Below are 17,029 nucleotides of genomic sequence, written 5' to 3'. Positions count from 1 at the left end.
GTCACCTGCTATTCACGTCGTCGTCCTAGTCTCGGGGCATGAACGACTTCGATCGGATCGAATACAGCCAGCTCGACGACATCCTCTCGTGTGAGAAGGACAGCTCCCACCCCGTTCTGCTCACGCAGGAGGCCCTCGATGGCACCGCCGCAGAACTCGTCGACTGCAACCGCGGAATCGTCGCCGGTGCACTCGATCGCGTCGATGACGCCGACGCGATCTCCCAGGACGCCCTGCGCAGCAGCTATGTCGACCTCTACCGTACGGCGGTGAGCGAGCACGGGCTCGCCTGGTACCGGACGCACGTCCCCCGACCCGCCCGAGAGCTCGCGCTCCAGGGGCTGCGGCTGATGAGCGCCCCCGAACACCTCGACCTCGCCGTCCGGGCGATCGAGTCCGACCTCGACGACGAAGCCTTCGCGGCGGCCTTCGCCTCCGCCGAGGCGGCGCTCCCGCTCGAGGAAGCCAACGCCGCGTACCTGCGCGACCTGCCGGCGATGAGCATCCTCAAGGACGCGGACATCCCCACCGCGATGAGCATCGAGTTCACCGGCTCCGGGGCGTCGAGTGACTACCCGCGCTGGAACGGAAACCTGAGCGTCCTCGGGTGATTGGGGGCCACACTCCTTGAGGTCGAGCGCCTCACTCGGCGAGATCGAGCGAGGGTGTGGGCCGGCGGAAGCCGCGGGTGACGAACGCGAGGTAGGCGACGCCGAGGGCCAGCCACACCAGCCCGATGATGAGCGTGCGCGGGGACAGGCTCGTCCACAGCCACACGGTGAGGCCGAAGCCGATGCCCGGTAGGACGACGTAGCTGAGGATCGCACGACCGCCTCGGCGACCCGTGTCGATGACGAAGTGCTTGATGACTGAGAGGTTGACCGCGGAGAACGCCATGAGCGCGCCGAAGCTGACCATCTCGGAGATGAACGTGAGGTCGACGGTGAGCGCGAGGAGGGAGACGACGCCGACGGTGACCGTCGCGAAGACCGGAGTGAGGAAGCGCTTGGAGAGGCGACCGAAGAACCCGCGCGGGAGCACGCCGTCGCGGCCCATCGCATAGAGGATGCGCGAGACCGAGGCCTGCGAGGTCAGCGCCGACCCGCAGGCACCGGCGACATAGGCGGCGGTGAAGAAGATCGTGAGGAACTGCCCTCCGGCGGCGGCCATGACATCGAGTGAACCCGACTCGGGGTCGGCGAACGCGTTCGACGGGAACACGAGCTGAGCGATGAACGAGAGCACGATGTAGATGATCCCGCCGGTCACGGTGGCGATGACGATCGCGCGTGGCACCGAGCGCTTCGGATCCTTCGCCTCCTCGGACAGCGTCGAGACGGCGTCGAAGCCGAGGAAAGACAGGCAGAGGATCGCGGCACCGGCCATGACGGCCCCGAACCCGTCGACGGTGCCGTCGCCGGTGAACGGGGCGGCGAGATCGACCGAACCCGAGCCCGAAATGGTGGCGAAGGAAAGGACGGCGAAGGTGAGGATGAAGATCCCCTGGGCGGCGATGATGACGATGTTCGCGCGCGCCACCGAGACGATGCCGATGATGTTGAGGATCGTGACGAGGACGATGGCGATGAGGACGAAGACCCACGAGGGGACCATCGGCAGGGCGGCATTGAGATAGAGGCCGATGACGAGGTAGTTGATCATCGGCAGGAAGAGGTAGTCGAGCAGCAGCGCCCACCCGGCGACGAAGCCGACACCGGCGCCGAAGGTCTTCTGCGTGTACGTGTACGCGGAGCCGGCGAAGGGCAGCTCGCCGGCCATCTTCGCGTACGAGCGGGCGGTGAAGACCATCGCGAAAAGGGTGATGACATAGGCGAGCGGCACCCGTCCGCCGGTGATCTCGGTGACGATGCCGTACGTCGTGAACACCGTGAGCGGGACCATGTAGACGAGGCCGAAGAAGACGAGTGAGGGAACGCCGAGGGCGCGGCGCAGGTGCCCGGTCTCGGCGGGAGCGGTGGTGCCGTGGTCGTCGGACATGACGGTCCTTCCGGTCAGACTGTCGGGGCGGCGAGGCTGCCGCGCAGGTAGGTGGCGCGCACGCGCAGTGCTGCGAGTTCCGCGGCGGTGAGCGTGCGCGGGTCGGCGTCGAGGATGACGAGGTCGGCGCTCGCCCCGGGACGGATCTCACCCCAGGGTGTCGGCGCGCGGTCGGCGAAGGCCTGATGGGCCACGGACTGAGAGTACGCGTCGAGGGCGGGCCCGACATCGACGATCTCATCAGGTGTCCATCCGCCTGCCGGTTCGCCGTCGGCGGTGCGCCTGCTTGTGGCGATCGCAAGCCCCTCGAGCGGGGCGCCGGAGGAGACCGGCCAGTCGGAGCCGAAGGCGAGCTTCGCCCCGGAATCGAGGATCGAGCGCATCCGGTACTGCTCATCGGCCCGATCCTCGCCGAGGCGGGGGACCGTGAGCACGGTCATGAGCGCATCGAGCTGTGCCCACAGCGGCTGCATGTTCGCGATGACCCCGAGCTCGGCGAAGCGGCGGAGGTCGGCTGCGTCGACGAGCTGGGCGTGCGCGATGACGGGGCGGCGGTCGCGCGGACCGTTGACGGTGATCGCGGTCTCGATCGCATCGAGGGCCTGTCGGACGGCGGCATCGCCGATCGCGTGGATGTGGATCTGGAAGCCCTCGGCGTCGACGGCGGTGACCGCCTCGGCGAGGGAGTCACCCTCCCACACGCGCATGCCGTGGTTGTGCAGGGACGAACAGTACGGTTCGAGGAGCGCGCCGGTCTCGTTCTCGACGACGCCGTCGGCGAAGAACTTCACGGTCTCCGCGGTGAGCAGGTCAGACCCGGCAGCCCGGACCTTCTCGCGGGAGTCGACCATGACGGGCAGCTGCTCGGCGAAGTGCCGGGGGTCGGCGTAGAGGGCGAGGTTGACCCGGAGGCCGAGGTCGCCGGACCTCGCGGCGGTGAGGTAGGTGTCGACGTCGGCGGGTTCGACCCACGCGTCCTGGACCCACGTCACCCCGCGGTCGAGGAGGTAGCGGGCAGCGCGGTCGAGCGCGCGGAGGCGGTCGTCCTCGGACTGGGGCGGGCGGACGGCGTCGATGAGGTCGACGGCACCCCATTCGCGGAGGATGCCGAGCGGGGAGCCGTCGGGCAGGCGGGGGATCTCGCCGAGGACGGGGTCGGGGGTGTCGGCGGTGATGCCGGCGAGCTCGAGGGCCCGGGAGTTGCACCACACCGTGTGGTAGTCCCACGCGCGGAGGACGACGGGACGGTCGGCCACCGCCTCGTCGAGCCAGCGGGCGTCGAAGAGTCCGCCCTCGACGAGGCTGCCGTCGTACGAGGCGCCGACGATCCAGTCGGCCTCGGGGTTCGCCTCGGCGAAGCGGCGGACCTCGGCGACGATCTCGTCCACAGAGCTGCATCCGCGGACCTGGGGGCCCGCGGCTTCGAGACCGCCGAACATCGGGTGCGCGTGCCCGTCGCCGAAGGAGGGCATGAGGAACCCGCCGGCGAGGTCGACGTGCTCGACTGCGGTGTCGGCGGGAAGTTCGCCGAGGCGGGCCGCGACGTCGGTCGCCCCGACGGCGATGACGATGCCGTCACTGATGAGGATGGCGTCGCTGGGCTCGCTGCTCGCACCGCGCCAGATCGTGCCGCCTGAGAAATGGGTTGTCGTCACAGGACTCCCTTCCGCTCCATTGCGTACGAACAGTGTTCGTATTTGTGACCCTCAGCACGATACACTCTTCACGGAGTCAGGGGAAGTGGTGATCATGCGACTCAATCGGGACCGGCTTGTCAGTGCCGCCCTCGATCTCGTCGATGTCGAGGGCGCCGAGGCGCTGTCCATGCGCGTGCTCGCCGATCGGGTCGACCGCCAGGTGTCCTCGCTCTACAACCACGTCAGCGGGCGCGATGACCTCATCGAGGCGATGCGCGCGCGGATCGTCACAGGCATCGACGTCAGCGCCTTCGCCGAGTCGTCGGGTCTGGCCTGGGACGAGGCGCTCGAGGTGTGGGCGCGTTCCTACCTGAGGGTCTTCGCCGCCCACCCCAACCTCATCCGCCTGCTCGCGACGACCTCGATCCGGGACCGGTCGACGTATGCGATGTACGACGCGGTCGTCGCGGGCCTGCGCCGAGGCGGTTGGCCGGAGTCCGAGGTCATCGCCGTCGTCCGCACGGTCGAGGCGCATGTGCTCGGGTCGGCGCTCGACATGGTCGCCCCCGGTGACCTCCTCGCGCAGGAGGCCGCCGATGAGCAGTTCCCTGCCGTCCATGCGGCGCTCGCCGCTCACAATGCCGACTCGTACGGGGCGGAGCCGTCGTTCGAGCTCGGGCTCGCTGCCCTGCTCGACGGGCTGCGGTCGCGTCTGGCAGCCCGAGTGGCGTGACAGGCGTTCGCGTCCTATAGGCGCGGTTCGCCCCAGATGCCCATCGCGAGGAAGATGACGGCGGCGAGCAGCGTGAGCGCGGTCGCCCACGGGCGGAGGTTCGCGTTCGCGATGCGGGTGAAGAACGCAGAGAGTTTCGCGGACACCGTCGGGAAGCGGTTCCATGCCCAGGTGAGGAGCACGTAGGGGGCGATCATCGCGGCGATGAAGACGAGGTAGACGATGCCGCGGATGATGATGTCCTCGCTCACGGCGCGGACGATGCGGGCGACCATGTACATCGTCGCGAAGTCGCTGAAGCTGATGACGGTGTTCGAGATGCCGATGAGGATCATTGCCCCGGCTTTGCCGGTGGGCTTCCTGTGCGGCCTCTTCGGTTTCGGGGGTCGGCGCAGCCGCACGGCCATGATGATGCCGGCTGTGAGGAAGAGGGCGCCGGCGGCGAGGTCGACGCTGTGACGGACGAGGATCTTCTCGACGTCGCGACTGACGAGCGTCTCGAGCGTATGCGGGTCGATGACCTGGAGCGCGAGGAGGATGACCGTGGCACCGAGGATGAGGCCGAGGAGCATGAAACCCATCGCGCGCTTGGCGCGGGGAACATCGGTGAGGACCCGGAAGGACACCGCGATCGTCGTCGGGCTGATGCCCATGACGAGACCGAGGCCGATGAGGCTGATCGCGGCGCCGACGAGGCGCACCAGGTCTGACACGAGCATGGAAGCAAGACTACCGGGATAGGGTCGGTCCATGGACGACACGAGGCTTGCTGATTTCTGGGCGGGAGCGCGGGCGATCGACCCGACTCTGCCGGAGGCTGTTCCCGACGCCTGGACCTTCGGTGCCACCGCTGAGCAGGCCGATGAGCTGCTCGGACTCGTCCTCGACGGCACGAAGACGGCAACGGCCTCGGCGCTGTGGGACTACGAGGCGACGGGAGATCCGCTGCCCACCATCGGAGAAGTGAGCATCGTCCTCGACGGTGTGGATCGGCCACGGGCAGTCATCGTCACGACTGCAGTCGACATCGTTCCCTTCGCCGAGGTGACCGCTGAGCATGCGTGGGCCGAGGGCGAGGGGGACCGATCACTGGAGTCCTGGCGCGAGGTCCACGAGCGTTTTTGGCGCGAGCACGCCGAGAACGCGGTGGGATTCCACCCTGATATGCCCGTCGTGTGCGAGCAGTTCCGAGTGGTCTACTCGGCAACCGGTGCCGCGTCGTAGGTGAGCCAGTTCGTCTTCGTCGCGACCTGGTCGTAGAGGACCTGGGCCTGGGTGTTGTCGTCGGCGGTGATCCACCGGACGACCGAACGCCCCTCCTCGGCGGCGATCTCCTGGAGCCGGGTGATGAGCGCGCGACCGGCCCCGGTGCCGCGGGCTTCGGGGTCGGTGAAGAGGTCGTCGAGCCAGAGGCCGACGGTCCCCGTCGACGGACGGGAGAAGCGCCGGTAGTCGGCGATCGCGATGATCCGGCCGTCCGCCTCGGCGACGAGTCCCTCGCTCTCATGGGACGGATCCGTCAGCCATCCCCAGACGTGCTCGACGACGTCCTCGGATTCGGGGAGCTTGTAGAACTCCCGGTAGCCGCGGAAGAGCTCCTTCCAGCGGGACTCGTCGGAGGAGGTCACGGGGCGAACGGTGAGGTCGGCGGTTGAGCTCATGAGACCACTGTAGATGTCCGCTGAACCCGCGGGAAGTGTCCGCCGGTAAGCAACATTGGTTGACAGTCGTTGCGTTAGCAACGTAAATTGACAGTCATGGAGTCGACACAGATCGCCGATGTCGCGGCCGACACGAGTGACCCCCGGGCGGGGCTGCGGGCAGTGTCATCGTTGCGCGCACTCACCGAACGCCTCGAACTCGCCCAGGTCGAAGCCGGACTGCGAGCCGGGATGAGCTGGCAGGACGTCGCCGACGCGCTCGGCGTCTCCCGGCAGGCGGTGCACAAGAAGTACGCGAAGAGGATCGATCCGACGATCCCCGTCCCCAGGAGGGCCCGATGAGCAGGTTCACCGATTCCGCATCGACGTCGTACTCGCTGTCGATCACGGCGATGGAGGAAGCCTCGCGCGTCGGCCAGCGTGAAGCCGACATCGACCACCTGTTCCTCGCGCTCACCGTCAGCGAGCAGACCGCCGGTCAGGTGCTGCGCAGTCTCGGCATCACGATCGACGACGCCCGGGAGGCGGTTGCCGCTCAGCATGCCGAACAGCTCGCCGAACTCGGAATCCGCATGGACCCGCCCGAGCCCGGCCGCATCGTATTCCACGAGACCGAGGGCTACGAGTGGGGTGACCGTGCGGTGAGGATCCTCCAGTCCGCGAACAGCTCCGGCAAGCGAGGTGACGCGGCCGCGGTGCTGCGCGACCTCGTCGTCGAACCGAGCGGCATGATCGAATCGATTCTCAAGCGATTGGGCACCTCGCCCGAGGCTGTGCTCGCCGAGCTCGACAGGGTGGAACTGCTGTCAGGCACGACCCGGGGCCGACAGCGCGCGGATGCGCTGTCGGGCACGGCTGCGGCGTTCGTCCCGGCGCCGATCGATGACGTGTGGCGTCTGCTCTCGGACGCCTCGCGACTGCCCGACTGGGATCCGACGATCGGCGCCGTTGAGGACGGCGCAGCTGCCACCTCGGCGGGTCAGTCGTGGGCCGCTCGAACGCGCTCAACCCGGCGCGACGGGACGCCGATCACCGTCAAGCCCCACGTGGTCAACCAGCGAGTGGAGGTCGCCGAGGTCGACGAACCGCGTTTCATCGAATGGCGGGCCACCTACCCCGATGCTGCGCGGGCCAACGCCCGACGCACGTCGATCGCCCTGGAACCGGCGGCCGGCGGCACCCAGCTGCACATCGAGTACGCGTGGGTGCGCACCTCGACCAGCCTTGTCCGCCGCCTCCTCGGACTGGTCCTGCGGCCGCTTCAGCGCTTCCCCATCTGGATCCAGCTGGGGCAGCTGCGCGCCGGGATCAGTCGCGCGTTCCGGTGACGGCCCGGTTGTGCTCGAGGGCGACATCGACCCACATGCTCAGACCGACGTCGCCGCCGATCGCCGTGGCAGCGACGTCGACCCACCCCGGACCCATCGTCCGTCCGGCACCCATCTCGGCCTGCCGAGCACCCGGCCGGCCGACGAGCTCGTCGTGACGGTCGGCGTCGATGCGCACGAGCAGGCTGCCGGACTTGAGTGCACTCACGGCGATCTTCTCGCTGACCATGAACGACCGACCGCCGAACATCGCGACTTCGCGCACCACCGGCTCGTCGGCGAGCAGGGCGCGGAGTCGATCGACGAGGGCTCCTTGTTCGGGTGTCATCGCTCACTCCTCACTGGTGTGCACGCGTCGACGTCGATCATGACGGGTTCGGCGGACCGTAGGAGAGCCGGTCGAACATGAGCAGGCTCTCGGTGATCAGACCGTTTCGGACCGTGAAGAGCTCAGCGGCCGGAGTCGTCGACGTCGCAGCGGTCTGCGGGTAGTAGAAGAGCGCGACCTGATCTCCGGCGGAGAAGTCGGCGATCTCCCCGATGCCTGTGAGCATCGGGGCGAAATCGCCGATGAACTGCCGGTAGGCGTCCTTGCCTTCGATGTCCCTGCCGGGCGCGCGGCAGGTGATGTCCTCGGCGACATGCGCCATCGCCTCATCGACGCGGCCGTTCGTCCAGGCCTCGTGATACTTCCTCACGGTGTCGTATGCGGTTGTCTCGGCCATGGGATTCTCCTCATCTCTCGGTGTTCCCAGTTCCTGTGAATGGTCTTCCGTCGGATCGGGCGGAGTCAGTGCGGGCGGTCGGGCAGCGGCACCCACGTGTCGGGTCCCGCGTCGCCGCCGGTCCCGGCGATGACGAGGCGGGAGAGGAAGTGCGACCAGCCGTCCGCATGGCCGGGCACACTGACCTCGGGCAGGTCCGAGTGCCGGAGATCGACGCGCGTGCCCGCCGAGGTCGGAGTGAGCCGGAATTCGACGGTCGACGCGCCGGCGGGCAGATCGTCGCTGCCGGCGAATCCCCACGAGACGACGACGCGGCTGTGGGGATCGACGTCGAGGAACTCACCGCGGACGGGATGGCCGGCGATGTCGACGGCGAACCGACCGCCTCGGCGAGGGTCGAGGTCGGCGAACTCACCCATCCACGCCGTCATCCCCTCGTTCGTCGTGAGATAGGCGAAGACGGCCTCGGGTGGGGCGGCGATGTCGATGGAATCGGTGAACTCAGCCATGATCACTCTCCACGGCGGCCTTGAGAGCAGAGAGCTTGGTGGGCCAGAAGTCATCGAGGTACGTGCGCACCGCCGCGATTCCGTCGGTGCGCACCGCGAAGAGGTGCCGCGTGCCCTCCCGGGTGCCGACGGTCAGTCCCGCCTTCCGCAGCACGCCGAGGTGGTGCGACGTCGTCTGCTGGGAGAGACCGAGCTCCTCGGCGATCGTCCCCACCGGTTTCGGGGAGGTGCGGATCGCTGCCAGGATGGCCCGTCGGTTCCCGTCGGCGAGCGCGCGCAGCGCCCGATCGAGGTCTGGTGCGGCCTCAGCGTTCATCGCGATCTCCATCGTTCGGACTGTGCTGTGTACCCTCACTGTAACACAAATGAGTGTTTGTACTCATAGAGATGAGTGAATTAGGACTGTGCGCCTGTAGAGTTGAAGTACAACGGCAAGACCTACGACACGTTCAAGACCAATGTGCCAGTCTCGTACGGAGGGAAGAACGTGATTACATCATTCCCTGCAAAGAAGTGCTGATGACTGAGAAGATCCACGACCTTGACTACGTTCTCGCCGGGCGGCTGGCTGACATGGTAGGTGCGGTAGGCGACGTTGAAGTTCATGGCACCGAAATGACATTCCCAATGCGTGACAACGAAGGCTCAATTGTCAGTTTCAGTATCGACGTTCGTGGACTTGCAGACGAAGTCGAGGCGAATAGTCCTGACGCGGTCGTCGCGATGGGAAACAGCCGTGGACGACAGCATGCAGCGCTCGCGCTGATCGCAAACCGAATCCTCGAGGATCATCACGAAGACTGGGACACGTCCTCCAGCGATGAGGTCGAGCATCGCATTGACGATTACGAACCGATCGTGATCGACGTGGAGAATTTCCCGTCGAAACGACGTAATTAGCGTCATCTCGTGTAGAACGACCAGCCCCGAGGGCTGTTTGCGTGGGAGACCAGCCGTACTTGGTTCTCCACTTATAGTTCACAGTAACCCTCCCGGGTCAGGCCGCGTGCTGCGAACATGATCGTTGCCGTCCTCACCGCCGACCACATACACATGTGCCTGGACCAGGTCCGTGTCGACGTCCTGCACACCACTGAAGTGCGGGGTTGTGAAAACCGCAGCGGCCAAGAGCAACTGGATCCGGCGAAATGGCAAGGACCTGAAAGCAGCGCGGCGACAAGTGGAAGAACAATCCGTCCGCGTTCTGCGAAGGGTGAGGGCGATGTTGCGCTGCTGACGAATCACTCGGGGCCGGTCGTCTTACGCGGCAGCTCGTCGACGAAGGCGGTGATGGCGGAGGCGAGTCCGGCAGGGTCCTCGAGCATGGGGAGGTGCCCGGTGGTCAGCTCCTGTGTCCAGTCGCCGCCGAGGTTCGCGGCGAAGCGCTTCTGCAGCGCCGGCGGCAGCTCCTTGTCAGCCGTCGACATCACGTATCCGCGGGGAGCGCTCCACGTGCCGTCGCTGAGGTGGTCGCGATAGTAGGCCTGCGGTTCGGGGGTGAAGTCGCCGATGAGACGGTCGACGATCTCACCGTCGAGGCCGCTGGCGAGGTTCTTCCGGATGGCCGACTCGGGCGGCTTGGTTCCGGCGAACCTCATCGCCGCGCTGAGCACCCAGCGGTTGGGTGCGGGCATCGCGGAGACGAACGACCCGCCGGCCGGCGGCACGATCGCGCTCACCGCGAGGACGCCTGTGACCCGCTCGGGAGCGAGGCGGGCGATCTCCGAGGCGACGACGCCGCCGGCCGAATGGCCGACGAGGATGACCTGCTCGGTCGGCATCGCGGCGATCGCCGCTTCGGCGTAGTCGCGCAGGCGCGCGGATTCCGAGGTGGGGCGCGGGGTGACGACGGTGGTCATCGCCTCGCCGAGGTGGTCGCGGGTCCGATCCCAGATCCAGGAGGGGAGTCCGGCGCCGGAGAGGAGGAGAAGTGACTGCGAGTTCGTATTCATGGAACCATCATGACCGAATCCGATGTCACTGGTATGTCACCATTTATCCATGAATCGCATCGATCGTCTCTATGCGCTGCGCGAGGAGCTGCGCCGGGCCGGTTCGGCGGGTCGGACGGCGGAGCGGCTGTCGGAGATCTTCGAGGTGAGCGTGCGCACGATCAAACGCGACATCTCGAGCCTGCAGCAGGGCGGTTTCCCGGTCTGGGCGCAGCCGGGCCCGGGCGGCGGGTACGCCGTCGACGCGGCGGCGACCCTGCCGCCGGTCAACTTCACCGAGGCTGAGGCCTCGGGGCTCGCCGCTGCCGTCGCCGCCCATCGTGGTCAGCCCTTCGACGGCGACGCTCGGGCGGCGCTGGCGAAGGTCCAGGCGGTGATGGACGCACGCACACGGGAGCGGTCGGACCGCCTCGGCGCGCGGATCTGGATCGATCATGCCGATGAACCGGGATCACCGCAGGTGAGGAGGGCCGTCGAACGGTCGCTCGAGGAACGGAGAGTGCTGTCTCTGCGCTACCGCGATCGGAACGGGCGCGAGTCGGCGCATCGGGTCGATCCGATCTTCCTCGCACACACGCAGAGTTGGTGGTTCCTCGTCGCCCACAGTCGCGACCGGGAGGCCATCCGCTGGTTCGTCCTCGACCGGATGCTCACCGCCCACCTCACGGCGGAGCCGGCGGCCGACATCCCCGTCGCCTCGGTCGGTGCCCCGCCGACGACGGCACGGGCGGTCACAGGCGGGGCCTGAACGACGCTGTGCCGCGACACCGATCGGTGTCGCGGCACAGACTGCGTACGCGAGAGGGGACTTGAACCCCTACGTCCGAAGACACTGGAACCTAAATCCAGCGCGTCTACCAATTCCGCCACTCGCGCGTGGCCGCATCAAGCCTAGCAGGACGCGGGCGAGCGGCGGAAAGCCCAAGCACGCGGGCGAGCAGACCGCTCAGGCGGCGTCGATGCCGAGCGCCTTGCGCAGACGGGCGACGTGGCCGGTGGCCTTGACGTTGTACTGGGCGAGTTCGACCTTGCCTTCGGCGTCGACGACGACGGTCGAGCGGATGACGCCCTGGACGACCTTGCCGTAGTTCTTCTTCTCGCCGAACGCGCCCCACTCGTCCATCATCGCCTTGTCCGGATCGGAGAGCAGCTCGAAGGTCAGTCCTTCCTTCTCCTCGAACTTCTTGAGCTTCTCCGGCGAATCGGGGGAGACGCCGAGGACGACGAGACCGGCGCTCGTCAGCGCGGAGAGCGAATCGCGGAAGTCACACGCCTCCGTCGTGCAGCCCGGCGTCATCGCCGCCGGGTAGAAGTAGACGACGACCCGCTTCCCGCGGAAGTCGCTGAGGCTCACGGACTTCCCGTCCTGATCGACGAGCGTGAAGTCCGGGGCGGTGTCGCCGACTGACAGACGTGGCATGAGGTCTCCTCTTCATGATGCTGACGTTTCCGTCCACTCTATCGGCCGGGAAGGACTCGGCACCCGCCGGGACGGACTCTGCCCATCCGACCTCACCGGATCCGGGCGATGGCCTCCCCGACGACGACGACGTCGCCGACCGACGCGGCATGGGTGAGCGTGCCCGCGGCTCCCGCCTGCACCCGGGTCTCCATCTTCATCGCCGAGAGCACGGCGACCTCGTCGCCTTCGGCCACCTCGGCGCCGTCATCAACGAGGAAGTCGACGAGGCTGCCGGGCACAGGCGCGGTCACCGCAGTCGATCCGTCGTCCGAGGCCACTGATCCCTCGGCGCGGTCCCCGTCCTCTCCGGTCCCCGCCGAGGCGGTCCCGCCGACCGACCCGAGTGCTGCGAGCAGCGCGTCGGGCAGGCCGAGTGTCGTGAGCTTCCCGTCGATCTCGATGTCGACGCGGGTGATCCCGTCGCCCGATACGGGCGCGGGCCTCTCCTGCGGGGCGAACTCGGGCAGCAGCTGGGATTCGATCCACTGCGTGTCGATGCCGAGGCTCTCCCCGGCGAAGGCCGGGTGGCGGAGGATCGCCAGCGAGCACGGGAGCACGGTGGCCGGACCGACGACGTCGAGCTCGGTGGCCGCGGTGATCGTTCGCGCGATCGTCGTGGCCCGGTCGGGTCCGTGGACGATGAGCTTCGCGAAGAGGGAGTCGAAGGCAGGCTGGACGGTGTCACCGGCACGGACCCCGGAGTCCCAGCGCACCCCGGGCCCGCCGGGGACGGTGAGGGTCTCAATGCGCCCGGGCGTGGGGAGGAAGCCGCGGTCGGGATCCTCGGCGTTGATCCGCAGTTCGATCGCGTGTCCGCTGACCTCGGGGGTCGCCGACAGGGACAGCCCCTCGCCGAAGGCGATGCGGAACTGCTCGGTGACGAGGTCGACCCCGGTGACCGCCTCGGTGACGGGGTGTTCGACCTGGAGCCGGGTGTTGACCTCGAGGAACGTCATCGTCCCGTCGGCGGCGAGGAGGAACTCGACGGTGCCGGCGCCTCGGTAGTCGACCTCGGCGCAGATCGCCTCGGCCGAGCGCTGGAGGCGTTCGCGCTGCTCCTCCGAGAGGTTCGGGGCAGGAGCCTCCTCGACGAGCTTCTGGTTGCGCCGCTGGGCCGAACAGTCCCGGTCGCCGACGGCGACGACCGTGCCCCTTCCGTCGCCGACGACCTGGACCTCGACGTGGCGGGGGTGTTCGAGGAACTTCTCGACGAAGCATTCGGGACGACCGAACGCCTCGATGGCCTCCCGGGTCGCCGATTCGAAGGCCCCGGCGACGTCGGAGATCTCGCGGACGATCTTCATCCCGCGACCACCCCCGCCGTGGGCGGCCTTGATGATGATGGGCAGGCCGTGCTCGGCGGCGAACTCCTCGACCTCAGCGGCGTCGCGCAGCGGCCGGTCGATTCCCGGCGCGAGCGGTGCCCCGGCCTTCTGGGCGAGCTGCCGGGCGGTGACCTTGTCCCCGAGCGCGGTGATCGAGTCCGGGGTCGGTCCGATCCAGATCATCCCGGCGTCCTCGACGGCGGCGGCGAAGTCGGCGTTCTCCGAGAGGAACCCGTAGCCGGGATGGACGGCGTCGGCACCGGCCTGCCGGGCGGCTGCGATGATCGCCTCGATGCTGAGGTAGGTCTCGGCGGCGGTCGTCCCGGGCAGGGCGATCGCGACATCGGCGAGCTGCGTGTGCAGGGCGTTGGCGTCCTGATCGGCGTAGACGGCGATGGAGGTGTGCCCGTTCTGGGCGCAGGCGCGGATGACGCGCACGGCGATCTCGCCGCGGTTGGCGATGAGGATTCTCGACATGGTTCAGCTTTCGTCGGTGGTGGTGGAGTCGACGGTGGCGGCAGTGTCGGCAGGACCCGAATCCGAACGCCGGAAGCGGATCCGGACCCCCGGGGCGAGCTGGGCTGCGAGGTCGGTGTCGTCGACGCTGCCGATGATCGGATAGCCGCCGGTGAGCGGATGGTCGGGGCCGAAGAGCACGGGCTGACCGTTCGGCGGCACCTGCAGGGCACCGGTGACCGCGCCCTCGCTCGGCAGCTCCCCGGTCCGTGCCCGCTCGAGCGGAACGTCCCCGCTCAGCCGCAGGCCGACCCGGTCGGATTCGTGGGTGACCGTCCACTCCTGGTCGAAGAGGGTGGCGACCCCCGCGGGGGTGAACCAGTCATCGCGCGGTCCCAGGGTGACCGTGAGTTCGACGACCTCACCCGGTGTCGGCAGGTGCCTACCCTCGCCGAGGCGGGGGCCAGGATCGACGAGGAACGGTGCGGTGGCGGGCCCGTGGAGTCCGATCGTGCGCCCGGCCGTGAGCGCTGCGGGTCCGAGGTGCCCGAGGGTGTCACTCGAGGCACTGCTGAGCGCGGTGGCCACTGCCAATCCGCCGCGGACGCTGAGGTACCGGCGCAGCCCACGCTCGCTCGCCCCGATCTCGAGGCGGTCGCCGTCGACGAGGGAGAACGCCTCCCCGACTTCGGGCCGGACGACGTCGCCGTTCGCACCGGTGAGCGTGATCGGCCCCTCGGCCCCGGTGACCGCGGCGACACCGTCACCGGTGACGTCGAGGACGGTTCTGCCGAGGCTCTCGAGCGCCGCCGTATCTTCGGCGTTGCCGACGAGGCGGTTGGCTTCGCGCAGGGCCGCCCGGTCCGCGGCTCCCGCGCTCGAGACGCCCATCGAGGCGAACCCCGGCCGCCCGAGGTCCTCGACGAGGAGCTGGAGTCCTGGTTGGACGACGGTGAGCGCATGGGGCGCCGAGGCTGAGCCGGATCCGGAGTCGGAGTCGGTGACAGTCTCCGTCGAGTCCGCGGTCGGTTCGGTGTCTCGTTCGGTGTCCGCGCCCCCGACCCGCACCATCTCCCGTTCGGCCTCGCGGAAGGTCACGAGGGTGCCGGGGACGAAGAGCGCAGGCGGGTCCCGGTCGAGGTCCCACAGCCGCGCGTCGGTGCGGCCGATGAGCTGCCATCCTCCAGGAGAGCTGCGGGGGTAGACCCCGGTGAACTCCCCGGCAAGGCCCACGGATCCGACGGGAACCCGGGTGCGCGGACTCGACCGGCGGGGCACGTCGAAGAGCGGGTCGTCCCCGGCGAGATAGCCGAAGCCGGGGGCGAACCCGGAGAACGCGACCTGCCAGCGGGCCCGCTGGTGGCGGGCGACCACCTCGGCGGGGGAGACGTCGAGGAGGTCGGCCACCTCGGCGAGGTCCTCCCCGTCGTAGCGGACGTCGATGGTCACGGTGCGGGCATCGTCCTCGCCTCCAGAGCTGAGGTCGAGGCCGCGGATCGTCGTCTCGAGCTCCCGCGCCGAGGTGCGTTTCGTGTCGAAGCGGACGAGCACGGTGCGGGCGGCGGGCACGAGTTCGAGGACGCCGGTCAGCGCTGCCGTCTCGAGGCTGTGGTGGAGGCGCATGGTCGCGGTGAGGTCGGCGCACTCGACGAGGAGGTGCTGCCGGGAGGCCGTGCGGAATTCGGTCACTGGCGGTAGTCGCTTTCGGGGGCGTCGGTGATGAACATCCGCCCGGGGGAGTGGGTGATGGCGAAGGGCGGCGCCGATTCGGCGATGGCGACCTGCGGGGTGACTCCGCACGCCCAGAAGACGGGGATGTCGCCTTCGGCCATGACCGGGGCATCGCCGAAGTCGGGGGAGTCGAGGTCGGTGATGCCGATCGCCTCGGGGTCGCCGATGTGGACGGGAGCGCCGTGGACGGCGGGGAAGCGGTCGGTGATGCGCACCGCCTCGGCGACCTGATGGGCGGGGATCGGGCGCATCGAGACGACCATGTCGCCGGCGATCCGACCGGCCGGTCGGCATCGGGTCGACGTCCGGTACATCGGGACGTTGCGCCCGGCCTCCTGGTGGCGGATGGGGATGCCCGCGTCGAGGAGTCCGGTCTCGAACGTGAAGCTGCACCCGATGAGGAAGGACACGAGGTCGGGGTGTGAGCCCCAGATCTCGGTGGCGTCGTCGATCTCCCCGGTGAGCTCACCGTGCTCCCACACGCGGTAGCGGGGGAGGTCCGTGCGCAGGTCGCTGCCCTTCGCGAGCGCCGATTCGACCTGTCCCGGTTCGAGGACGTCGACGATCGGGCACGGCTTCGGGTTGCGCTGGGCGAAGAGAAGGACGTCGAAGGCCCAGTCGGCGGGAACGGCGATGAGATTGGCCTGGACGAATCCCGGCGCCATCCCCGAGGTGGGGCCGGTGAAGCCGTGGCGGATGCGCTCGCGGGCGGCGGCGCCGGTCACGACCGCGCACCGGCGAACGGAGCGATGATGACGCCGGCCTCCTCGAGGACGGCGCGGGAGGCCTGCGCCATCTCGATCGAGCCCTTCGAGTCCCCGTGGAAGCAGATCGACTGGGCGTCGACGGTGATGGTGCTGCCGTCGATCGCCTCGATCTGCCCGGTCTCGACGAGGCGGAGGACCCGGGCCGCAACGAGCGCCGGGTCGTCGAGGACGGCACCGGCTTCGGTGCGGGAGACGAGCGAGCCGTCGGGGTTGTAGGCGCGGTCGGCGAAGGCCTCGGCGGCCACGGTCAGTCCCACCTCGGCGGCGACCCGGTTGGACACGCTGCCGGCGAGGCCGAGGAAGGTCAGGTTCGGGTCGACGGCTTTGACCGCCTCGGCGACGACCCTCGCCTGCGCTTCGTCGTGGACGATCGCGTTGTAGAGACCCCCGTGGGGTTTGACGTAGCCGACGGTGCCGCCGACCGCGGTGGCCAGGCCCATGAGCGCACCGATCTGGTACTCGACCTGGGCCTGCAGGGTCGCCGCGGGCACGTCGAGGGCCCGCCGACCGAAGCCCTCGTAGTCATCGTAGCCGGGGTGGGCTCCGATGACGACGCCCCGGTCGGTCGCCTCGGCGAGGGTGGCCCGAATCCCCTCGGGACTGCCGGCGTGGAACCCGCAGGAGACGTTCGCGCTGGTGACGACGCCGAGCATCGCCTCATCGTCGCTGACGATGCGGTCGGGGACGTTCTCCCCGAGGTCGGAGTTGAGGTCGATCGTGGGTGCGTGCTGGGTTGTGGTCATTC

21 protein-coding genes and 1 tRNA gene are annotated in these 17,029 nt (G+C 68.6%); 7 read left to right on the top strand and 15 right to left on the bottom strand.

Annotation, left to right across the window (positions count from 1 at the left end; genetic code table 11):
* The first annotated feature begins 38 nt into the window (after positions 1-38).
* On the top strand, positions 39-611 hold the full coding sequence (locus EZE58_RS05830) for a hypothetical protein (protein WP_167560062.1): 573 nt from the start codon (positions 39-41) through the stop codon (positions 609-611).
* A gap of 31 nt (positions 612-642) precedes the next feature.
* Here EZE58_RS05830 and EZE58_RS05825 read toward each other — a convergent pair whose 3' ends face one another.
* Positions 643-1,998 (bottom strand): amino acid permease, encoded by a 1,356-nt coding sequence (locus EZE58_RS05825; protein WP_167560060.1) that lies wholly within the window; start codon positions 1,996-1,998, stop codon positions 643-645.
* A gap of 14 nt (positions 1,999-2,012) precedes the next feature.
* On the bottom strand, positions 2,013-3,653 hold the full coding sequence (locus tag EZE58_RS05820; protein WP_167560058.1) for an amidohydrolase: 1,641 nt from the start codon (positions 3,651-3,653) through the stop codon (positions 2,013-2,015).
* 94 nt (positions 3,654-3,747) lie between these two features.
* Here EZE58_RS05820 and EZE58_RS05815 point away from each other — a divergent pair, with 94 nt between their 5' ends.
* Positions 3,748-4,368 (top strand): TetR/AcrR family transcriptional regulator C-terminal domain-containing protein, encoded by a 621-nt coding sequence (locus tag EZE58_RS05815; protein ID WP_205772136.1) that lies wholly within the window; start codon positions 3,748-3,750, stop codon positions 4,366-4,368.
* A 14-nt stretch (positions 4,369-4,382) separates the two neighbouring features.
* Here the strand turns inward: EZE58_RS05815 and EZE58_RS05810 are convergent, their stop codons facing one another.
* Entirely contained in the window at positions 4,383-5,087 is a 705-nt protein-coding gene (locus EZE58_RS05810) for a hypothetical protein (protein ID WP_167560055.1), read from the bottom strand.
* Positions 5,088-5,118: 31 nt separating this feature from the next.
* On the opposite strand from EZE58_RS05810, the gene EZE58_RS05805 reads away from it, so the two are divergent.
* Positions 5,119-5,592: an ASCH domain-containing protein gene (locus EZE58_RS05805; protein ID WP_167560054.1), complete on the top strand. Its 474-nt coding sequence runs from the start codon at positions 5,119-5,121 to the stop codon at positions 5,590-5,592.
* Here EZE58_RS05805 and EZE58_RS05800 read toward each other — a convergent pair.
* A complete protein-coding gene (locus EZE58_RS05800; protein ID WP_167560052.1) occupies positions 5,565-6,029 on the bottom strand; it encodes a GNAT family N-acetyltransferase in 465 nt (154 codons plus the stop codon). The two genes, EZE58_RS05805 and EZE58_RS05800, sit on opposite strands and share 28 nt — an antisense overlap.
* A gap of 96 nt (positions 6,030-6,125) precedes the next feature.
* Between EZE58_RS05800 and EZE58_RS05795 the strand changes: the two genes are divergently transcribed.
* A complete protein-coding gene (locus EZE58_RS05795) occupies positions 6,126-6,371 on the top strand; it encodes a hypothetical protein (RefSeq protein ID WP_009379447.1) in 246 nt (81 codons plus the stop codon).
* Positions 6,368-7,357, top strand: a complete 990-nt coding sequence (locus tag EZE58_RS05790) for an SRPBCC family protein (protein ID WP_167560050.1) — start codon at positions 6,368-6,370, stop codon at positions 7,355-7,357. The genes EZE58_RS05795 and EZE58_RS05790 overlap by 4 nt, the downstream gene beginning before the upstream one ends.
* On the opposite strand, the gene EZE58_RS05785 is transcribed toward EZE58_RS05790, so the two are convergent.
* From EZE58_RS05785 to EZE58_RS05770, 4 genes are all read right to left on the bottom strand, one after another.
* Positions 7,338-7,685: a TfoX/Sxy family protein gene (locus EZE58_RS05785; protein ID WP_167560048.1), complete on the bottom strand. Its 348-nt coding sequence runs from the start codon at positions 7,683-7,685 to the stop codon at positions 7,338-7,340. The two genes, EZE58_RS05790 and EZE58_RS05785, sit on opposite strands and share 20 nt — an antisense overlap.
* Positions 7,686-7,722: 37 nt before the next feature.
* On the bottom strand, positions 7,723-8,082 hold the full coding sequence (locus EZE58_RS05780) for a nuclear transport factor 2 family protein (RefSeq protein WP_167560046.1): 360 nt from the start codon (positions 8,080-8,082) through the stop codon (positions 7,723-7,725).
* A 65-nt stretch (positions 8,083-8,147) separates the two neighbouring features.
* Positions 8,148-8,591 (bottom strand): SRPBCC domain-containing protein, encoded by a 444-nt coding sequence (locus EZE58_RS05775; RefSeq protein WP_095376010.1) that lies wholly within the window; start codon positions 8,589-8,591, stop codon positions 8,148-8,150.
* Complete coding sequence (locus EZE58_RS05770; protein WP_167560044.1) at positions 8,584-8,907, bottom strand: metalloregulator ArsR/SmtB family transcription factor; 324 nt, start codon at positions 8,905-8,907, stop codon at positions 8,584-8,586. The genes EZE58_RS05775 and EZE58_RS05770 overlap by 8 nt, the downstream gene beginning before the upstream one ends.
* 203 nt (positions 8,908-9,110) lie before the next feature.
* On the opposite strand from EZE58_RS05770, the gene EZE58_RS05765 reads away from it, so the two are divergent.
* Positions 9,111-9,491, top strand: coding sequence for a hypothetical protein (locus tag EZE58_RS05765; protein WP_167560043.1), 381 nt, complete (start codon positions 9,111-9,113; stop codon positions 9,489-9,491).
* Positions 9,492-9,832: 341 nt separating this feature from the next.
* On the opposite strand, the gene EZE58_RS05760 is transcribed toward EZE58_RS05765, so the two are convergent.
* Complete coding sequence (locus EZE58_RS05760) at positions 9,833-10,543, bottom strand: alpha/beta hydrolase (protein ID WP_167560041.1); 711 nt, start codon at positions 10,541-10,543, stop codon at positions 9,833-9,835.
* A gap of 49 nt (positions 10,544-10,592) precedes the next feature.
* Between EZE58_RS05760 and EZE58_RS05755 the strand changes: the two genes are divergently transcribed.
* Entirely contained in the window at positions 10,593-11,291 is a 699-nt protein-coding gene (locus tag EZE58_RS05755) for a WYL domain-containing protein (protein WP_167560040.1), read from the top strand.
* A 46-nt stretch (positions 11,292-11,337) separates the two neighbouring features.
* Here EZE58_RS05755 and EZE58_RS05750 read toward each other — a convergent pair.
* From EZE58_RS05750 to EZE58_RS05725, 6 genes are all read right to left on the bottom strand, one after another.
* Positions 11,338-11,419: transfer RNA gene (locus EZE58_RS05750), tRNA-Leu, on the bottom strand.
* 70 nt (positions 11,420-11,489) lie between these two features.
* The gene (gene bcp, locus EZE58_RS05745) at positions 11,490-11,963 is read right to left on the bottom strand and encodes a thioredoxin-dependent thiol peroxidase (protein ID WP_009379426.1); all 474 of its coding nucleotides are present in this window, start codon (positions 11,961-11,963) and stop codon (positions 11,490-11,492) included.
* Between the two features lie 92 nt (positions 11,964-12,055).
* On the bottom strand, positions 12,056-13,807 hold the full coding sequence (locus EZE58_RS05740) for a biotin carboxylase N-terminal domain-containing protein (protein WP_167560039.1): 1,752 nt from the start codon (positions 13,805-13,807) through the stop codon (positions 12,056-12,058).
* 3 nt (positions 13,808-13,810) lie between these two features.
* On the bottom strand, positions 13,811-15,475 hold the full coding sequence (locus EZE58_RS17660) for an urea amidolyase family protein (protein WP_167560037.1): 1,665 nt from the start codon (positions 15,473-15,475) through the stop codon (positions 13,811-13,813).
* Positions 15,472-16,242, bottom strand: a complete 771-nt coding sequence (locus tag EZE58_RS05730) for a putative hydro-lyase (RefSeq protein WP_101624890.1) — start codon at positions 16,240-16,242, stop codon at positions 15,472-15,474. The genes EZE58_RS17660 and EZE58_RS05730 overlap by 4 nt, the downstream gene beginning before the upstream one ends.
* Entirely contained in the window at positions 16,239-17,027 is a 789-nt protein-coding gene (locus tag EZE58_RS05725) for a 5-oxoprolinase subunit PxpA (RefSeq protein WP_167560035.1), read from the bottom strand. The genes EZE58_RS05730 and EZE58_RS05725 overlap by 4 nt, the downstream gene beginning before the upstream one ends.
* Between the last annotated feature and the right edge of the window lie 2 nt (positions 17,028-17,029).

This window comes from Brevibacterium sp. LS14 (assembly GCF_012027885.1).
GTDB lineage: Bacteria > Actinomycetota > Actinomycetes > Actinomycetales > Brevibacteriaceae > Brevibacterium > Brevibacterium casei.
The sequence above is the reverse complement of the archived record's forward strand: the minus strand, read 5'-3'. Positions and strand labels throughout refer to the sequence as shown.

What these genes read in the sequence shown, in the direction of transcription:
- EZE58_RS05830 (WP_167560062.1), top strand. Translation starts at nt 39, where the DNA reads ATGAACGACTTCGATCGGATCGAATACAGCCAGCTCGACGACATCCTC.
- EZE58_RS05825 (WP_167560060.1), bottom strand. Translation starts at nt 1,998, where the DNA reads ATGTCCGACGACCACGGCACCACCGCTCCCGCCGAGACCGGGCACCTG.
- EZE58_RS05815 (WP_205772136.1), top strand. Translation starts at nt 3,748, where the DNA reads ATGCGACTCAATCGGGACCGGCTTGTCAGTGCCGCCCTCGATCTCGTC.
- EZE58_RS05810 (WP_167560055.1), bottom strand. Translation starts at nt 5,087, where the DNA reads ATGCTCGTGTCAGACCTGGTGCGCCTCGTCGGCGCCGCGATCAGCCTC.
- EZE58_RS05805 (WP_167560054.1), top strand. Translation starts at nt 5,119, where the DNA reads ATGGACGACACGAGGCTTGCTGATTTCTGGGCGGGAGCGCGGGCGATC.
- EZE58_RS05800 (WP_167560052.1), bottom strand. Translation starts at nt 6,029, where the DNA reads ATGAGCTCAACCGCCGACCTCACCGTTCGCCCCGTGACCTCCTCCGAC.
- EZE58_RS05795 (WP_009379447.1), top strand. Translation starts at nt 6,126, where the DNA reads ATGGAGTCGACACAGATCGCCGATGTCGCGGCCGACACGAGTGACCCC.
- EZE58_RS05790 (WP_167560050.1), top strand. Translation starts at nt 6,368, where the DNA reads ATGAGCAGGTTCACCGATTCCGCATCGACGTCGTACTCGCTGTCGATC.
- EZE58_RS05785 (WP_167560048.1), bottom strand. Translation starts at nt 7,685, where the DNA reads ATGACACCCGAACAAGGAGCCCTCGTCGATCGACTCCGCGCCCTGCTC.
- EZE58_RS05780 (WP_167560046.1), bottom strand. Translation starts at nt 8,082, where the DNA reads ATGGCCGAGACAACCGCATACGACACCGTGAGGAAGTATCACGAGGCC.
- EZE58_RS05775 (WP_095376010.1), bottom strand. Translation starts at nt 8,591, where the DNA reads ATGGCTGAGTTCACCGATTCCATCGACATCGCCGCCCCACCCGAGGCC.
- EZE58_RS05770 (WP_167560044.1), bottom strand. Translation starts at nt 8,907, where the DNA reads ATGAACGCTGAGGCCGCACCAGACCTCGATCGGGCGCTGCGCGCGCTC.
- EZE58_RS05765 (WP_167560043.1), top strand. Translation starts at nt 9,111, where the DNA reads ATGACTGAGAAGATCCACGACCTTGACTACGTTCTCGCCGGGCGGCTG.
- EZE58_RS05760 (WP_167560041.1), bottom strand. Translation starts at nt 10,543, where the DNA reads ATGAATACGAACTCGCAGTCACTTCTCCTCCTCTCCGGCGCCGGACTC.
- EZE58_RS05755 (WP_167560040.1), top strand. Translation starts at nt 10,593, where the DNA reads ATGAATCGCATCGATCGTCTCTATGCGCTGCGCGAGGAGCTGCGCCGG.
- bcp (WP_009379426.1), bottom strand. Translation starts at nt 11,963, where the DNA reads ATGCCACGTCTGTCAGTCGGCGACACCGCCCCGGACTTCACGCTCGTC.
- EZE58_RS05740 (WP_167560039.1), bottom strand. Translation starts at nt 13,807, where the DNA reads ATGTCGAGAATCCTCATCGCCAACCGCGGCGAGATCGCCGTGCGCGTC.
- EZE58_RS05725 (WP_167560035.1), bottom strand. Translation starts at nt 17,027, where the DNA reads ATGACCACAACCCAGCACGCACCCACGATCGACCTCAACTCCGACCTC.